We start from the raw sequence: 17,717 nt of genomic DNA on the forward strand, positions 1-17,717 counted from the left end.
GGATTCCGACCAGACTCATCAAGAATCAACAGCCGGCCGCCCGGGAGCAACCCCCCGAACGGTCGATTAAGGAACTCTTCACGCCGACTTTAGCTTCACTGCCCCGCGGTGGCCGCCTGCTGGAAGTCGGTCATCATCCGCTCATGGTCGCCGTACTCGGGACGGCCCTTCTTCATTTCTGCATCGTAATGTGACAGGAAGTCCTTGTACGCCTTCTTCAGCGCAGCATCGTCCTTGTTCCACCGGGCTACCGTGCCCTGGATCACATACCCGAAGAGGTGCCCCGGGTCCTTCATCAGGAGGGTATCGGCGATGGCGCTCGCCCCGGCCACGTCGCCGCTGTGCAACTTCAGGGTGGCCAGGTGGAACCGGGCGTCAGCGTCGATGATCTCGAGCCGCTCATACGCCACCAGCGCCATCGGCGTGAACTGCGTCACCGTCTGCTGGTCGCCCGACTCGGCGGCCCGCATGATCCTGTTGTAGAGCCGATCGAACTGCTCGCGCGGCGTCATCGTGCTCAGGTCGGGCGGCGTGCCGTCCCCGGAGCCTCCCGCGAACGGGGCCACGGCCCCGCCGGCGCCGACCGCACCGGCTGCTTCCGGGGCGCCGCCGCTGCCGCGTACCACCAGGGCGAGCACCGCGACGAGGAGCACGGCACAGACCGCCGCCGCCACCCCCCACGCCTTCCGGTCACCCGGCGCCGCGGCCGACGCACCCTGCCCCGCAGGTGCTCCACCCCCGCTTGGCGTGCCACACTGGGTGCAGAATTTGGCGCCAGCCGCCAGCGGCGCGTGGCAGGACCCGCAGGTACGCGGGCCGAGGCTCGCGCCACAGTGACGACAAAACTTCCCTTCGGCGTCGGCGCCGCACGAGGGGCAACGCGTGGTCTTGGAGGCCATCAGACAGAATCCAGGGTATGAGGGTGGATGACGATCCGGACAAATCTAGCCAGACCGCCGCAAGAGCGGGACCGGAATACTACTGAGGGGGTCAGCAGATGCGAGGGAGCTGGTCTCCAGGCAACATATCGACGATTCGGGTGCCTCCGAGGCCGGTCCGCAGGACAACCATGCCGGGGTGCTCGGCGACCGCCGTCCCGGCAATGACTGCCTGCGCGCCGAGGGGGTGACTCCGGAGAGCCGCCAGGGCCGTCTCCGCGGCGTCCGCCGCAACGAACGCCACGAGGACGCCTTCATTCGCGACGTACATGACATCCAGTCCGAGGAGATCGCAGACCGAGGCGACCGGACCAGGGACGGGGAGCGCGCCGTCCTCGAGCACCACGCCCACACTGGAGGCGGACGCGATCTCGTTCAGGGCGCTCGCGAGGCCGCCCCTGGTCGGGTCGCGAAGGACATGGACCGACGCCCCGACCGACTCCCTCAACAACGCCACCAGCGGGAGGAGGGTGGCCGCGTCGCTCTCAATGGCGGCCTCGAAGGCGATCCCCTCGCGTGCTGCCATGATTGCCGTACCATGCGAGCCGATCGGTCCGCTGACGAGAACGGCGTCCCCGGCTTGCGCCCGGTCGGGGCCGGGGCGGAAAGAGGGGTGTAACGTCCCGATACCGGTCGTGTTGATGTAGAGCTTGTCCGCCTTCCCTCGCTCCACGACCTTGGTGTCTCCCGACACCACCGGGACCCCCGCGGCGCCGGCCGCTGCCGCCATCGACGCCAGGACTCGGTCCAGCAGGGTCAGGTCGAGCCCCTCCTCCAGCACGAAGCCGACGGTCAGGCACACCGGCGTCGCCCCGACCATGGCGAGGTCATTCAAGGTCCCGTGCACCGACAGCGAACCGATATTGCCACCGGGAAACTCGACCGGGCTCACCACGAAGGTGTCGGTCGAGATAGCCACCTCCTGCCCGTTCACCGGGAGGACGGCTGCGTCGCCGAGTTGCTCGAGCACCGGGTTCCCGAGGTGCGGCAGGAACCGCTCCTTGAGGAGCGCCGCGCTCAGCTTGCCGCCGGAGCCATGGCCCAGCTGGACGCGGTCGGTTGCCACGATGGGCACCGGACAGGTGGGACCGCCGCCGATGGTGATCGTCATGTCACGCCTCCGGGGCCACGGCCGCCCGATGACGGCCGAAATTGTAGTAGGCGGCGCAGGCCCCTTCCGAGGAGACCATCGGCGCCCCGAGGGGACGCTCCGGGGTGCACATCGTCCCGAACGCGGGGCACTCATACGGCTTCAGCGTGCCACGAAGCACCTCGCCGGCCCGGCACTCTGCCGGCTCGTCCACCGCGATATCCTCCAGCCCGAAGCGCAGCTCGGCGTCGAAGTCCGAGAACTCGGGCCGAAGGACGAGCCCGCTCATCGGAATGGTGCCGACCCCCCGCCACTTCCGGTCGGCCAGCTCGAACACCTGCCGGATGAGATCCTGCGCCGGCGGCGTCCCGATGCGGCGAACGGCGCGCACATACTGATTCTCGACCTCGTGCCGCCCTTCCTCGAGCTGGCGCACCGCGAGCGCAATCCCCTCGAGGATGTCGACCGGCTCGAAGCCGGTGACCACGATCGGTACTTTGTACCGCTCGGCGATCGGCTCGTACTCTTTCCATCCCATCACGCTGCAGACGTGGCCGGCCGCGAGGAACCCCTGGACCCGGTTGTCCGGGGAATCAAGAATCGCGACCATCGCCGGCGGCACCGTCACGTGCGAGACCAGCACGCTGAAGTTGGGCACCCCGAGTTCCTTCGCGCGGAACACCGCCATGGCGTTGGCGGGCGCGGTCGTCTCGAAGCCCACCGCGAAGAACACCACCTGCTTGTCGGGATGTTTGATGGCCAGCTCGAGCGCGTCGAGGGGCGAGTACACCACCCGCACGTCCCCGCCCCGGGCGCGGACCTGCTGGAGGTCGCACTCGCTGCCGGGCACGCGGAGCATGTCGCCGAAGGAGGTGAAGAGCACATCGGGCCGCGCGGCGAGCGTCAGCGCCTTGTCGATCTGCTCCAGCGACGTGACGCAGACCGGGCAGCCCGGGCCGTGGATCATCTCGACGGCGGGGGACAGGATTTCGTCGAGGCCCTGCTTGACGATGGTGTGGGTCTGGCCACCGCACACTTCCATCAGGACCCACCGCCGGCTGGCGGTGTCGAGGATCTGGCGGACGAGCGCCCGCGCCAGGGCCGGATCCCGATATTCGTTGAGGAATCTCATGGCGCTGCCCCGAGCTCCCCCTCGAGCAGGCTCATCTCACGGAGCATCTCGTACGTGCGCAGGGCCTCCTCCTCGTCCACCTTCGAGATCGCGAAGCCGACGTGGACCACCACGTAGTCCCCCGCCTTCACCTCGTCGGCCACGTAGGCCAGGCAGACCTCGCGGCGGACCCCGCCGAAGTCCACGGTGCCCATCGGCAGTCCGCGATCGCCGCGGATGTCCACGATCTGTCCAGGAATGCCGAGACACATGGAACGCCTCCTTCAGGTTCAGTCGGTCAACGCGCCAGCCGAGCGGCGGCGACCGCGGCTTGTCCAAAGCTGATGGCACCATCGTTGGGGCTGAGGTGTCGCGGCCAGAGCACGGTCATGCCGAATCCCTGCAACCGTCCCACCATCGACGTCAGGAGTCGCGCGTTCTGGAAGGTGCCTCCGCCAAGGGTCACGGCGCGGATGCCACTTTCTTCCGACACCCGGCGGATTACCTCGGCGGCTGCCCACGCGACGCTCGCATGAAAATCCGCCGCCAGGTCGGCGATATTGTCCCCGCGCTGGCGCCGCGAGCCGATCACCGCCAGCAGGTGCAGCGGATCGATGACCCAGGCTCCCTCCTCGGACCGCTCCAGCCCCACCCGAATTTCGGAGGCAACCCGCCGCCCCGCGAGGGACTCGAGTTCCATCGCGGCCTGCCCCTCGTAGTCCGCCTTGAGGCGAAGGCCGAGCACCGCGGCGGCCGCATCGAAGAGACGACCCATCGACGAGGCCCAGGGCGCGTTGACGCCGCGGGTCGCCTGCAGCTCCGCGATGGCGCGTTCCGCCTCCTGAATCCCGTCCAGCGCAAGCGTGAACGCAGGCCCCAGCTGCTGGTCGAGCATTAGGTAGCCGAGGGCGGCACGCCAGGGGTTCCGGGCGGCGAGATCCCCGCCGGGGAGCGGGGCCGGCCGCAGGTGGCCGACCCGGCGGAACCCGACGAGGTCGGCCTGCAGCACTTCGCCGCCCCAGACGCCGCCATCCGACCCGTAACCTACCCCGTCGAACGCGAGCGCGAGCACCGGGTCGGTGCGTCCATGCTCCGCCATGACGGCCGCCGCGTGGGCGTGGTGGTGCTGCACCGGCTCCAGCACCCGGAGCCCCGATTCCCGCGCCACGCGGGTCGAGAAGTACCCCGGGTGCAAGTCATGAACGACGGCCTCCGGCTCAATGCGGAACAGCGTCTTGAACCGGGCCAGCGCCGCGTTGAAGTGCTCCAGCGTCTCCAGGTTCTCGAGATCGCCGATATGCTGGCTCACGTAGGCGCGCGATCCGTGGACCAGCGTGAAGGTGTTCTTGAGGTGCGGTCCGACCGCCAGGAACGGCACCGGGCTCCCGATGGGCAGGTCGAGCGGGAGGGGCGCGTACCCGCGCGCGCGCCGCATCAGGACCGGGCCGAGTTCCGTTGGCCGCACCACCGAGTCGTCGTAGCGGGCGACGATCTCGCGGTCGTGGAGGAGGAAACCGTCGGCGATCCCCTCCAGCCGGGCCAGCGCCTCCTCGTTGCCGATGGCGATGGGCTCCTCGCTGACATTCCCGCTCGTCATGACCAGGGGACGCCGCACCCGGTCAAGGAGGAGGTCGTGCAGCGGCGTCGCCGGGAGCATGACGCCCACCCACGCGAGTCCTGGCGCAATCCCGTCTGCCAGCGGATCCCGCTCTCCCCGGGCAAGGAGGACGATGGGGCGCATGGGCGAGCGGAGCAGCATCGCCTCATCCCGCCCAACCATGCCGATGGTTCCCGCCTCCTCCACGGTCCGGACCATCACGGCCAGCGGCTTGGCCTCCCGGCGTTTGCGCAGCCGAAGCTCGGCCACCGCCGACGGATTGGTGGCATCCACGGCAAGCTGGAAGCCGCCGACCCCCCGGAGCGCCACCACTCCGCCTTTGAAAAGCGTCAGCGCCGCGGCGGAGAGCGCTTCATCCGAGCCGATGGTCTGGGGTACCCCATCGAGCAGGGTGTACCAGAGGCGCGGCCCGCACGCGGGGCAGCTGTTCGTTTCCGAATGGTACCGCCGGTCTCCGGGTGATTCGTATTCCCGCTGGCAGGCCTCGCACTGCGCGAAGGCCGCCATGCTGGTCCGCGCCCGGTCGTAGGGCATCGACTCGATGACCGTGAAGCGCGGGCCACAATCGGTGCAGGTGACAAACGGATATCCGTACCGGCGGTCGGCGGGATCCCGGAGCTCGGTCTCGCACGCGGCGCAGACCGCCACGTCGGGCGAGACCGGCTGCCGGCGGTTGGGTTCGTCCTCGCTGGCCTCGATGGAAAAACCGGAGAGTCCCGTCACGACGCGCGGCAGGACCGCGACGCGCTCAATCTGCGCGAGGGGCGGCGCCTCGAGTTCAAGCGCGGCCAGGAACTCTGCCAGGGCGCGGGGGGCGCCTTCGACCTCGATCCGGACTTCCCCCGCGGCATTGAGGACCCAGCCATCGAGGTGATGACGCACGGCCAGCCGATGCACAAAGGGGCGGAAACCCACCCCCTGTACAACGCCCGTGACCCGGACGGCACGCCCCTCCCGATCGTTCAGACCGATATGGGACGCCGCGCCAGCTGCCGGAGAAAGTTGAACCACGTGTCGAGCCCCTCACCAGTCTGGGCGGAGGTCCGGAAGAACTCCAGCTCCGGGTTGACCTCCCGCGCGAAGCCGAGCGCCTGCTCGACATTGAATGGAACGTGGGGAAGCAGGTCGATCTTCGTCAGGACCGCGTACTTGGCCTGCCGGAACACCTTGGGATACTTGAGCGGCTTGTCCTCTCCTTCGGTAACCGAGAAGAGCACCACCTTGGCGTCCTCCCCAAGGTCCCAGCTGGCTGGACACACGAGGTTGCCGACGTTTTCCACGAAGAGCAAGTCGGTGGCGGCGAGGTCGATGGCCTCCAGCGCGGTATCGACCTGCTTTGCGTCGAGGTGACAGGCTCCGCCGGTGACCACCGCCTGCACCAGGCGGCTCGTGTGCCGGGCCAGGCGGTCCGCGTCGTTCTGGGTCTGGACGTCGCCGGTGACCACGGCCATCCGGAGTTCCTCGCCAAGCGCGGCGAGGGTGCGCTCGAGCAGCAGCGTCTTTCCCGAGCCGGGGGACGAGACAAAGTTGAGCGCCGGCACGCCGGCCGCGGCGAGCCGCGCCCGCACCGTCTCGGCGATCTCGTTGTTGCGAGCCATGACCGGCTCGCGGAGTTCAATCGTCCTGACGGTCATCGTCGAGCTCCAGGTAGGTGACGCGGAGCACATCGCCCGCGCAGCGGGTCATTTCCGGACGCGCCTTGTGGAATGGCGGCGACGCAAGGAGCGCCTCGAGGCAGAACAGAAGATTGTCGGGCTCGAGGCCGGAGTCGTCCCCGACATCAAGTCCGACGGTGATGAGCTGCGGGAGTTCCACCGGGGAAAGGCGCTCCTCCGCCAGCCGGCAGACCTCCACCGCGACGCTCATTTCATGCATGGGCCGGCGTCCGCGGCGAGACGCGGATACCCCATTCCCTCAATTGCCCGGCCATCCGCCCCGGAAGGCGGTGGGTGCCCCGCTCGACCGCCGGCGTCATGTCCCGCCGCATCTCGATCATCTCCGGTTCGACACCGAGCGCCACCGTCATCGCCGGCAGCGTGCCCCGCACCTGTGCCAGCGTGAGCACGTCCACGATGTCGACCTGGTGCGCCGAGAGCTTCTGCCCCAGAATCTTCGGCAGGTCCGGGCCGTCGAGAAAGACATCGGCGCCGGGCTCAAGGCCGGCACGGATGGCGTCCACGAGCAGAAGCTTGCCGGCGGACTCAATGTATGGAAGGAGGTTCATGCCCCAGGTGCCACCGTCCATCAACTCGACGCCGTCCCCCACCTCAAACCGGTCACGGAATTGCTCGAGCGCGATGATGCCGACGCCGTCGTCTCCCATGATCGGGTTGCCGAGGCCCAGGACGAGGACCGGCCGGTGGCTATTCGTCCACATAGTCGACGTCGGCATCGATGTAGTGCCCACCGCTGACGATCCCGGACAGGCCGCCGCCATGTTCGGTGATCTCCTTCCGGAGCACCAGGTAGATGTGGATGATCGGGAAGATGATGAACCACCACACGCACAGATGGTGAATCAGCCGGACGATCTGGATGCCGCCGATGGCGGTCGTCATCGGCTGCGTCACCGAGTACCAGAACCCGCCAGGGTTGGCCTGCCCGAACATCGCGAACCCGGTCAGGGCCACCACGACAGCGACGACGTAGGTGAAAGTGTAACTCAGCTGCTGGAGCGGATTGTGCCCGATATAGTGGACTTCATCGCCCTTCCCGATCATCAGGTAGTACTTGACCTGCGTCCACAAGTTGACCCAATCCCGCTTTCGGATCGGGAAGAGCGCGGGGAGCCGCTCGAACTGGTTGCCTGCGAAGAGCCAGTACACGCGGACGAGCCCGGTCATGACGAGGACGCCGGCGGCGATGAAGTGCGCCAGTCGGATGTAGCCCATCAGGTACTGCGGGGGCCCACCGGTCGTCAGGAAGTAGGGCCGACCGATGTAGAGCCCGGTCACAATGAGCACCACGATGGCCAGCGCAGCGATCCAGTGCATCGCGCGCAGTGGAGCTCCCCAGGGTGCCACCCAGCGGTAGTTGCCGCTGGGGGGCGCAAACCGCGCGCCGAGCGGGAAGAGGGACGAATCGGCCATCGGCGGCGGCGCGGGGCCGTGCCGCGGAGTGGAGGACGTCATTGGACCTTGACCTCCACCACGGGATGACCATCGGCGTCGAGGACATGCACGCCGCAGGCCATGCAGGGGTCAAACGAGTGGATCGTGCGCAGGATCTCGAGCGGCTGCTCCGGGCGCAGGAGTGGATGGTGGTCCATCAGCGCCGCCTCGTAGGGACCCGGCACCCCCTGTTCATCGCGCGGCGAGCAGTTCCAGGTGCTCGGCACCACGCACTGGTACCGCGAAATCTTGCCGTCCTCGATCTGCACCCAGTGGCCCAGGGCGCCGCGCGAGGCGTCCAGGTAGCCGTATCCCTGGGCCGTCTTCGGCCAGGTCTCGGGATCCCACTTGTCACCGTTGAAGGTGCGGGTGTCGCCGTTCTTGATACGACTGACCAACTGTCCGTACCAGTTCTGCATCTGGTTGGCCAACAGCACGGTCTCCATGCAGCGGGCGCCCACGCGCCCGAGCGTCGAGAAGAGGGCGGCGGGGGGCACATCGAGCCGGTTGAGCAGCTCGTTGGTGATCTCCTTGATATCCTTCTGCCCGGCCGCGTATCCCACCACCATCCGGGCCAGGGGGCCGACCTCCATGGCGCGCCCGTCATACCGGGGGGACTTCATCCAGGTGTACTTCTTCTCCCCCTGCAGGTAGGTCCAGGGGGTCGGCGGCCCGGTGTACTTCGGTACCGTCTCCCCTTCCCACGGGTGCAGGGACGCGGCGTCGCCGCCGGCATACTCGTACCAGGAGCTGGTGATCCCTTCCTTCACCAGGGTATGGTCGTACGGATACACCTTGGAGAGGTCGCGGTTCATCACGATGCCGCGGGGGAAGTAGAGCGAATCCAGGTCATTGGTGTCCACCGAGGCGTATTCACCGACCGTCAGGTAGTTGCCGGTCCCGCCGCCGATGGCGCCCCAGTCCTTGTAGAATCCGGCAATGGCCTGCACGTCGGGCCAGTACACCTCGTCCACGAACCGCTTGGCGCGGGTGATCATCGCCTGCACGTCGGAGAGGCGCGCTGCGTTGATGGTGGCCGTGTCGTTGAGGTTGATGGCGCTCGCCATCCCGCCGACGAGGAAGTTCGGGTGCGGGTTCTTGCCGCCGAAGATCGTGTGCAGGCGAATGACGTCCTTCTGCCAGTCGAGCGCCTCGAGGTAGTGCGCCACCGCGAGGAGATTGACCTCCGGCGGGAGCTTGTAGGCCGGGTGGCCCCAGTACCCGTTGGTGAAGATCCCGAGCTGTCCCCCGGCGGCAAAGGTCTTGATCCGGTTCTGCACCTCCGCGAAGTACGTGGCGGAGTTGTTGGGCCAGGGGGAGATGCTCTTGGCGATGGCCGCGGTCTTGGCCGGATCGGCGCTGAGCGAGCTGATGATGTCCACCCAGTCGAGCGCGTGCAGGTGGTAGAAGTGGATCACGTGGTCCTGGATGGTCTGCATCCCGTGGACCAGGTTCCGGATCAGGGTCGCGTTCGGCGGGATCGTGATGCCCAGGGCGTCTTCCACCGCGCGACAGGAGGCGACGGCGTGCACCACGGTGCAGACGCCGCAGATCCGCTGGGTGAAGGCCCAGGCATCGCGCGGGTCGCGCCCGGTCATGATCGTTTCGATGCCGCGGAACTGCGTGGACGATGCCCACGCGGTGGAGATCATCTGGTTTTCCGCCTGGCACTCGATCCGGAGGTGCCCTTCAATCCGGGTGATGGGGTCTACGACCACTTTAATCTTGGCCATCGTGACCTCCCTCTTCCGCCGCCGCCGCTTTCTTGCGCGAGCGAATCTGGTGAACGGTTGTGGCGGTGGCGTGGGCGGCCACCCCGGCAATGGTCCCGACCGCCAGGGCCGCGCCAATTGTATCGGCGGTCTGCTCGATCCCGATCCCGGCCACGTTGGGCAGCCGGTTGTAGAACGGGGTCATGGTGTCCCAGAAGCCGCGCTCGGTGCAGCCGATGCAGGGATGCCCCGCGCCGATGGGCCAGCTGGTCTTCATGTTCCATTGGAAAATCGGGCAGGGGCTGAACGTCGCCGGTCCCTTGCACCCGACCTTGTAGAGGCACCACCCCTTGCGGGCCGCATCGTCGTCGAACACCTCCACATACTGGCCGGCGTCAAAGTTGGCGCGGCGGGGGCACTGGTCATGAATCCGCGCGCCGTACGCGAAGAGCGGGCGGCCATCGGAATCAAGCTCCGGGAGCCCGCCGAAAGTCAGGTAGTGGACCAGGGTCGCCGTGACCGTCTCGGCGATGGGAGGGCAGCCGGTCAGATGGACCACCGGCTTGTCCTTGATGATCTCGGCAATGCCCACCGCACCCGTGGGGTTCGGCTTGGCGGCCTGGACGCTGCCCCAGTGGGCGCACGCACCGACGCCGATCACCGCCTTGGCCCCCGCGGCAGCCTCGATGAGCACGTCCTTGGCGGTGCGGCCGCCCAATGTCGTATATATACCGTCCTCGGCGAGCGGCACGGAGCCGGTCACCACGAGCAGGTACTCCCCCATGTTGGCCTTCATCGAGGCCTTCAGCGCATCCTCTGCCGCCGTGCCGGACGCGGCCATGAGAGTGTGGGAGTAGTCCAGGGAGACGATGTTCAGGATCAGCTCGCCGATCGAGGGGTCCGCGCTTCGGAGCACGCTCTCGACGCAGCCGGTGCACTCCTGCAGCTGAATCCAGATGACCACGGGCCGCTTGACGCCTTCCAGCGCGGCGGCCACGCGCGGGGCCGCCATTTCGGTCAGGCCGAGGAGCACGGCCATCTGGCCGCAGAACTCGAGGAAGTCGCGGCGGGAGACGCCACTCGACTCGAGATGCTCGCCGAGGGTTTGATCCTGCGCCCACGGAAACTGCGTCGGAAAGAACATCGTCTGAACCTCCGGTCCACTTGGTGCGGGATGGACCGGCGGCGGGAGGAGCCCGCCGTCGGGGGGAATCCAACTGCATCAACATCCGAGTCACCAGATAAATCGGATCTGAAGAGTTTCTGAAGATGACTTCAGTAATCCTACGGAGGTGGACAGCGGATGCCAGGGCCAGTCCCGCGTGCGCTTCTGCCGAGCGGTTCAACAATCTTCAGGACACCCGCGGAATTCACGATACGAGTGGGCCGGAACCCAAGATTTCCCAAAGAGTTAGTGAAGGAATCATAAACTTTGTAACGATACCCCCGTATTGCCACGGAGACCCATTGCGCGAAAGCACGGATGAGGAAAAATTGCCATCGTCCTCACTCACTCAAGGGTCATTACTATGATGCCTCGCGCTTTCGGTTCCCGCTCGTTCGCCGCACTCTTCGGCGCACTGGCCCTCGTATTCGTCGTTGGCTGCACCGAGACGAACACCGTCTACGAAACCGTCGAACGGCCGCAGTTCAATCCGCCGCCGGACTCGGTCAACGGCTACATGGGCTACTATACCGCCGCCACCAAGCAGACGACCTGCGGCAACTGCCACTCCGGCTACCAGGGCCAGTGGGTCACCACCGCCCACGCCGACGCCTACGATGCCTTGGTGAACTCCGGCCATGCGGCGTCCTACTGCTATGGCTGCCACACGGTCAGCGACGCCGGCAACAGCGGCGCCGCGTCCGGACAGCCCGGCGGCTGGAACGCGGTCGAGAGCCCGGCCTATCACGATGTGCAGTGCGAAAGCTGCCACGGCCCGGGCTACACCCACGTCTCGGACCCGAACCCGGACAACCATCCGTTCGCGCGGGCCGGCCTGAAGGACACGGTCATGAGCTGCGGCGGGTGCCACAGCGGCGCGCACGAGCCGTTCGTGGAGCAGTGGTCGCAGACCGCCCACGCCGACTCTGCAGCCAACGCCTATCCGGCGGGTGGCGGCACCGGGTGCGGCGCCGGCTGTCACGAGGGCCGCGCGGCGCTCGCCCGCTTCAACGGCAGCCCGAGCCATTACGTGGAGAAGGACTCCGTCGGGCAGGAAACGACTCTCCCGCCGGCCACCTGCGCCGTCTGCCACGATCCGCACGGCAGCCCCTACCAGGGCCAGCTCCGCGCGCCGATCGACGTGCCGGACGTGACCGTCAACCTCTGCATGAGCTGCCACAACCGCGGCACCACGCCCTCGGGCAACTTCTCCAACTCGACCGCCACCGTCACGAAGCGCGGCTCGCATGCAGCCCAGGGCCCGATCGTCCTCGGCTCCGGCGCCGGGTACATCCCGCGGGGATTTGCGTACGACACGAACAACGCCTACACGACGCACGCGTCAGCCAACAATCCGCGGCTCTGCGCCGGCTGTCACGTGAACTCGTTCACGGTGACCGACGCGGCCACCGGCGAATTCGTCCTGCAGTCGGTCGGGCACCTCTTCTCGCCGGACCCCTGCCTCGACGGCACCGGGCAGCCGACCGCCGACAACAGCTGTGACCACCTGCCGGCGAGCAACCGCAACTGGACCGGCTGCCTCAACGCCGGCTGCCACGCCAGCGCGGACGTCGCCGCCTCGGCCCTCGTGAGCGATTCGACACTCATCGCGGGGCTGGCCAACCAGCTGTGGAACGACCTCAACCCGACGCTCAACTCGGGTGGCGAGCCGTACATGGACCCGGCCGACGCCGGCGACCTGGTGTACCTGCTCTTCACGGCAGGCAACCCGACGGTGGACGGGGTCCAGGCCTTCGATCCCAACGACAACATCGTCTCGCCGGCCGAGGGCGCGCTCTTCAACGCCATGATGCTGGCCGACAACCTGTACGGCCACAAGGACGGTTCGTACGGCGTGCACAATCCCTTCTACTACCAGGCCCTGCTGAGCGCGAGCATCAACGAGGTGCAAGAGGTATACGCCGCGTTCCTCCCGGGCCCGCCAAGTCCCGCGGTCCAGGCGACGATCAACAAGGCGCTTAGCCGCCCTGGGGTCAGTTACGTGGCTGGACAAACCAAGCTGAGCGCCGCACGTTAAGCGCGTGATCGCCCAGACTCTGCACTCGCTCTATCCGACCATGGCTCCCGGCACCACGCCGGGGGCCATGGTCGATTCTTTGCAGGCCGCCCAGGCCGACAGCGGGCTGGTCCCCACGCCGCTGCCGGATCCGGTCGTCAACGTCGTTCAGTGGATTTTCCAGCGGCCGGGCTGGGTCATGATTTCCGGGATCGTCATTGGCGCCGTCGTTGGCGTCGTGGCGGTCTGGTTCCTCTGGAAGCACCGCAAGGACATCTGGACCTGGCTCACTACCAGGAGCCGCGGCACCAAGCTTTTGATGGCGTCGGTCGCGGGCGTGTTCCTCCTCGTGGCCGGCGGTGTCGGCTACAAGGTCAACCACTACATGGAGCACGACAACGACTTCTGTCGGGGCTGCCACATCTTCATCCCCTACGGCCAGCCGTTCGTCCGGCCCGACACGGGCACCTATCTCATCGTCAATCAGCTCCAGGGCAAGCACGACACCCTCGAGTGTCACGACTGTCACCTGCCCGACAAGATCGCCCAGGCCCAGGAGTTGGTCCTGTGGATGGTGGACCGCCCCGACAAGGTGCCGCCCCACGCGAAGGTGCCTCCGACCGTCTGCAAGAGTTGCCACGAGCAGGGGGCGGCGAAGGAAACCTGGCAGGAAATCGTCACCACCGCCGGGCACCGGGTGCACTTCGAGTCCGATTCACTCAAGGACAAGAAGGTCGAGTGCCTGACCTGTCACGCCCGCTCGGCCCACCGGTTTGTTCCGGTGGATTCCACCTGCGCCCAGCAGGGCTGTCACCTGACCGAGGACGTCACCATCAGGCTCGGCAAGATGACCGACGCGGTGGGCCTGCATTGCGCCGTCTGCCACGAGTTCACCGCGGCGGTGCCCCGGCTGGCGACGGTCGATTCCGCCTCCGGGACCCTGGTCCCCGGCGACAACCAGTGCTTCAGCTGCCACGAGATGCAGCAGCGGCTCAAGGACTTCGACCCCACGCACGACCCACACAATGGGAAGTGCGGGATGTGCCACAACCCGCACACCAACGTCAAGCCGGCCGACGCCCTCAAGAGTTGCGCATCGGCGGCCTGCCATGGCGACTGGCGCAAGGTCGAGTTCCATACCGGCGCGGCGCATCGCAAGGGAATCGAGAACTGCGAGACCTGCCACACGCCGCATGCCGCGCGGGTGGACGCCAGCGCCTGTGCCTCCTGTCATGAACGGGTACGCGGGTCGGCCACCGGGCCGGGGGTGAAGAAACCTCCCCTGCCCTTCGACACCACCAAGGCGCTCCGGTCGAGTTCGGCGCAGCCAGACCCGACCAGCCCCCACGGAAAGGGCGACGCGCCGCCGGATGACGACTCTCCGGCGGCGTTGGTCTCTCCGGCCCCTGCCGACAGCTTCGAGCACGCGAATCACAAGGACCTGCCCTGCATCACCTGCCACACCACGTCGAATCCGACGTCGACGCTGAATTTTACCGCGCCACGCGGATGCCAGATCTGCCACCATACCGCCGCCGCCAAGCGCGACTGCGTGGCCTGCCACACCCCCGCCAATCAGGGCCCCGAGACCGTTCGCGTCACGATCACGGTGCCGGAACACGCCCCTCGGCCGCGGGACGTGGCGTTTGAGCATTCCGACCACCCAGACGTGGCGTGCAACGAATGCCACACCACGCCTGTGACGCTCGCCCCCGGGGCGCCGGTCAAGGGGTGCATCTCCTGCCACGACCAGCACCACACCGAGGCGAAGGACTGCGCGGCCTGTCACGCGGGTGGCGACCTCGAGACACCCCACACGCCGCCGGCCACAGCGCACGAAGGGTGCGACGCCTGCCACACGCCGGCGCGCATCGCGCTGCTGACCCCTTCCCGGCCGTTCTGCCTGACCTGCCACCAGCCGCAGCAGGCCGATCACTTCCCGGCGAAGGAGTGCACGACGTGCCATCTGGACGCGACGCCGGCGCAATGGCGGTCGCGACTGATGGGGGGGAGGGGCGCATGAAGTTCCGGAAGATGGCGACGGTGCTTTCGCTGGTGATCGTCCTCCCGGCTGCCGCCGCGGCACAGGGCTATAACCTGCGGCTCTCGGGCGGCATCCAGGGCGTCAGCTTCCGCGGCTATACCGCCGACAGCATCCCGAGAGACAGCGTCGTGACGACGGGCAACGGGAGCCTGGAGACGCCCAACGGCTACGCCGTCTCCTGCGCCACCGGCAATCTCTACTGCAACTACTGGATCCCGGGCCCCATCAACACCACCGCCCCGGCCGTCGCCCAGGCGGCGCTCACCATGTGGGGACTCGGACTTCCGGGCCTCAGGATCCAAGTAAATGGCTACGCCACCACCGACTTCAACACCGCCGCCTCCTGGCCCGGCACGTCGCCGAATCTCCAGCTCATCGAGGGCTATGCGGAGTACGCGGCGCCTGCCTGGACCATCGTGGCGGGACGGAAGCTGGTGTCCGGACGCCTCGGGGCCTACGGATTCGATGGCGGGCAACTGACGGGGCGGCTGGCGAGCGCCGGCCTGGCGCTCTCCGGGTACCTGGGACGGGGCCTGGCCCAGGGCTCCAACCTCTTCATCACCTCGAGCGAGGTGAATCCCCAGGAGGACTACCTGCCCGCAGAGAGCCCGGTGGTGGCGGGGCTGATCGGCACGTGGAACTCCCCCCATGCCGAGGTGAGCGCCGAGTATAGGCGGGAAGTGGACCAGACCACGAAGTACTTTGGGTCGGAGCGCGTGGCCGCCTCGGCGACGCTGCGGCTCTACGGGCACTACAGCGTCGTCGGCGGGGCCATCTATGACATGGCGAGCGGACTCTGGGGCAGCGCGGACGCCGCCCTCCGGTACGCCACGCCGAAGGTGGGGGTCGTGGCCGGCTACCGGCGGTACGCGCCCTTCTTTGAGCTGTGGACGGTCTGGGGAGCGTTCAGCCCGGTCCCGTACAACGCCATCTACGGGTCGGTGTCCTACCAGGCCACGAAGCGGCTCCAGATGCGCATCCGCGGCGAGACGTACCGGTTCGAGAATGCCGACGTGCTGACCCCCCTGGTCTCCATCGTCGATTCCGGGTGGCGGTTCTCCGTCGGCGGCACCTACCAGTTCTCGAACGCCTGGCAGGCGCAGCTCGGCTATGAAAATGAGCGAGGAACCGGGGCCGCCTCCAGCGGCTGGGACGGCAACGTCACCTTCTCGCCGAACGGCAAGTACTCGATCATGGTCTACGGCAACTCCCTCTCCCGGCCCCTCGAGTACCGCTGGGACCAGTCCGTGGTCCTGGTGTACGGGATGCAGGCCTCCGTCGTGGCGCGGGACAACGTGAGCGTGGCGTTCACCATGGCGCGGTACGACGAAAACCGTGAGCGGCCGGACGCGGCGTCATTCGAGTGGGACCAGATCCGGTTCGGGGCCAAGGTCATCATGACCTTCAGCTCGGCGGACCGGTTGCCGCTCCCCAAGGCCATCACCAACCGACCGGCGGGGTACTGAGATGCGTCGCATACTCGCACCCCTCGTGCTGGCACTCGCTGTGGCCGCGGCCCCCGCTGCCGCGCAGCAAGGTGATCAGTTCAACCACGCGCAGCACGCCAAGGTCTTTCCGACCTGCACCGGATGTCACGCCGGCGCCCTCGACGACTCCCGTCCGCTCTTGCCCTCGGCGCAGTCATGCGCCAACTGTCACGACGGCACCGTCGAGCGACGGGTGGACTGGCAGCCGCTGCCGCCGGCGGGGACCAACCTGCGGTTCACGCACGCGGAGCACCGGAAGGAAGTGCTCGCGAAGGCGGGACAGGATTCCACCCTGAGCTGCCAGGCCTGCCATACGCGGGAGGGGGCCTCTTGGATGACCGTCAGGCCGGCGGTCGTGCCCCAGTGCCTGGCCTGCCACGGTGTCAAGACGGCGCACCTGGCCGCGCCGGACACCGCGTGCGCCACCTGCCACCTCCCGCTCGCACAGGCGACCACGCTGACCATGGCGCAGGTGAAGGCATTCCCGGCGCCCCCGTCGCACGAGGCCCCTGGGTTCATGAGCGCCGACGGGCATGGTGCCCAGGCCGAGGCCGGCACGGGCCCGAAGACCTACCTCGTGGCACCGAGCTGCGCCACCTGTCACGCGCAGGAGTTCTGCTCCACCTGCCACGTGAACGCCCCGGAGACTCCGACCATCCAGGCGCTGTCCATGGATTCCCGGTCGCTGGCCATCCAGGTCAAGCTCGAAGCGCCCGCGACGCATGCGCAGGACAACTTCGTCCTGACCCACGGCAAGTCGGCCCGCAAGAGCACGGCGGCCTGCCAGACCTGCCACACGCAGGAGAGCTGCCTCACCTGCCACATCACCCCGCCGCGGGCCGTCGGCACGCTCTACGCGAGCGGGCCGGGACGCGGCGCGGGCGCCCAGGTGGAGCGGAGCCGGCCTGCCAGCCACATGGCGGACTTCAGCACGATCCACGCGACCCCGGCCAGCTCCAACCCGCAGTCGTGCGAGGGGTGTCACGCGCGTCCCCAGTGCCTCGACTGTCACCGCGGGACGCCGGAACGCACGCCGCAATACCACCCGCAGACCTTCCTCGAGCGTCATCCGGCGGCGGCCTATTCGCGGGAGACGAACTGCAGCGACTGCCACAACCCCGGCGCCTTCTGCCAGACTTGTCACGTGCAATCCGGGCTCGGCAGCCCGAAGGGCCCGCTGCAGGCGGGGTACCACGACGTCTTCCCCGGCTTCCTCCTGAACCACGGCCAGGCGGCCCGCCAGAGCCTCGAGACCTGCACCTCGTGCCATGTCGAGAAGGACTGCCTGACCTGCCACTCGGCGCTCTATGGACGGGGATTCAATCCGCACGGGCCCGGGTTCGACGGCGAGAAGCTCCGCTCGAAGAACCCGCAGATGTGCACGGTCTGCCACGGACTCAGGGTACCCAGCGCGAAGTAGGCGGA

15 protein-coding genes are annotated in these 17,717 nt (G+C 67.8%); 4 read left to right on the forward strand and 11 right to left on the reverse strand.

Annotation, left to right across the window (positions count from 1 at the left end; genetic code table 11):
- Positions 1-95: 95 nt before the first annotated feature.
- The 11 genes from R2910_04150 to R2910_04200 all read right to left on the reverse strand — a co-directional run bounded on the left by R2910_04150 (position 96) and on the right by R2910_04200 (position 10,723).
- Positions 96-899, reverse strand: a complete 804-nt coding sequence (locus R2910_04150; protein MEZ4412159.1) for a zinc ribbon domain-containing protein — start codon at positions 897-899, stop codon at positions 96-98.
- A gap of 91 nt (positions 900-990) precedes the next feature.
- The gene (gene hypE / locus R2910_04155; GenBank protein MEZ4412160.1) at positions 991-2,049 is read right to left on the reverse strand and encodes a hydrogenase expression/formation protein HypE; all 1,059 of its coding nucleotides are present in this window, start codon (positions 2,047-2,049) and stop codon (positions 991-993) included.
- Position 2,050: 1 nt separating this feature from the next.
- Entirely contained in the window at positions 2,051-3,160 is a 1,110-nt protein-coding gene (gene hypD / locus R2910_04160; protein MEZ4412161.1) for a hydrogenase formation protein HypD, read from the reverse strand.
- Complete coding sequence (locus tag R2910_04165) at positions 3,157-3,411, reverse strand: HypC/HybG/HupF family hydrogenase formation chaperone (GenBank protein ID MEZ4412162.1); 255 nt, start codon at positions 3,409-3,411, stop codon at positions 3,157-3,159. The genes hypD and R2910_04165 overlap by 4 nt, the downstream gene beginning before the upstream one ends.
- Positions 3,412-3,437: 26 nt before the next feature.
- Positions 3,438-5,768, reverse strand: coding sequence for a carbamoyltransferase HypF (gene hypF / locus R2910_04170; GenBank protein MEZ4412163.1), 2,331 nt, complete (start codon positions 5,766-5,768; stop codon positions 3,438-3,440).
- Positions 5,720-6,391, reverse strand: coding sequence for a hydrogenase nickel incorporation protein HypB (gene hypB / locus R2910_04175; GenBank protein ID MEZ4412164.1), 672 nt, complete (start codon positions 6,389-6,391; stop codon positions 5,720-5,722). The genes hypF and hypB overlap by 49 nt, the downstream gene beginning before the upstream one ends.
- Entirely contained in the window at positions 6,372-6,632 is a 261-nt protein-coding gene (locus R2910_04180; protein MEZ4412165.1) for a hydrogenase/urease maturation nickel metallochaperone HypA, read from the reverse strand. The genes hypB and R2910_04180 overlap by 20 nt, the downstream gene beginning before the upstream one ends.
- Complete coding sequence (locus tag R2910_04185; GenBank protein ID MEZ4412166.1) at positions 6,625-7,134, reverse strand: HyaD/HybD family hydrogenase maturation endopeptidase; 510 nt, start codon at positions 7,132-7,134, stop codon at positions 6,625-6,627. Before R2910_04185 ends, R2910_04180 begins: the two co-directional genes overlap by 8 nt.
- On the reverse strand, positions 7,121-7,888 hold the full coding sequence (cybH, locus tag R2910_04190) for a Ni/Fe-hydrogenase, b-type cytochrome subunit (protein MEZ4412167.1): 768 nt from the start codon (positions 7,886-7,888) through the stop codon (positions 7,121-7,123). Before cybH ends, R2910_04185 begins: the two co-directional genes overlap by 14 nt.
- Positions 7,885-9,600 (reverse strand): nickel-dependent hydrogenase large subunit, encoded by a 1,716-nt coding sequence (locus R2910_04195; protein MEZ4412168.1) that lies wholly within the window; start codon positions 9,598-9,600, stop codon positions 7,885-7,887. The genes cybH and R2910_04195 overlap by 4 nt, the downstream gene beginning before the upstream one ends.
- Positions 9,587-10,723, reverse strand: coding sequence for a hydrogenase small subunit (locus R2910_04200; GenBank protein MEZ4412169.1), 1,137 nt, complete (start codon positions 10,721-10,723; stop codon positions 9,587-9,589). Before R2910_04200 ends, R2910_04195 begins: the two co-directional genes overlap by 14 nt.
- 385 nt (positions 10,724-11,108) lie before the next feature.
- Between R2910_04200 and R2910_04205 the strand changes: the two genes are divergently transcribed.
- The 4 genes from R2910_04205 to R2910_04220 are packed head-to-tail and all read left to right on the forward strand — an operon-like array spanning position 11,109 to position 17,712.
- Positions 11,109-12,782, forward strand: a complete 1,674-nt coding sequence (locus R2910_04205; GenBank protein ID MEZ4412170.1) for a cytochrome c3 family protein — start codon at positions 11,109-11,111, stop codon at positions 12,780-12,782.
- A 4-nt stretch (positions 12,783-12,786) separates the two neighbouring features.
- Positions 12,787-14,784, forward strand: coding sequence for a cytochrome c3 family protein (locus R2910_04210; GenBank protein ID MEZ4412171.1), 1,998 nt, complete (start codon positions 12,787-12,789; stop codon positions 14,782-14,784).
- Positions 14,781-16,271: a hypothetical protein gene (locus R2910_04215; GenBank protein MEZ4412172.1), complete on the forward strand. Its 1,491-nt coding sequence runs from the start codon at positions 14,781-14,783 to the stop codon at positions 16,269-16,271. The genes R2910_04210 and R2910_04215 overlap by 4 nt, the downstream gene beginning before the upstream one ends.
- 1 nt (position 16,272) lies before the next feature.
- Positions 16,273-17,712, forward strand: a complete 1,440-nt coding sequence (locus R2910_04220; GenBank protein ID MEZ4412173.1) for a cytochrome c3 family protein — start codon at positions 16,273-16,275, stop codon at positions 17,710-17,712.
- The last annotated feature ends 5 nt before the right edge of the window (positions 17,713-17,717 follow it).

The organism is Gemmatimonadales bacterium, assembly GCA_041390145.1.
Lineage (GTDB): Bacteria > Gemmatimonadota > Gemmatimonadetes > Gemmatimonadales > GWC2-71-9 > SPDF01.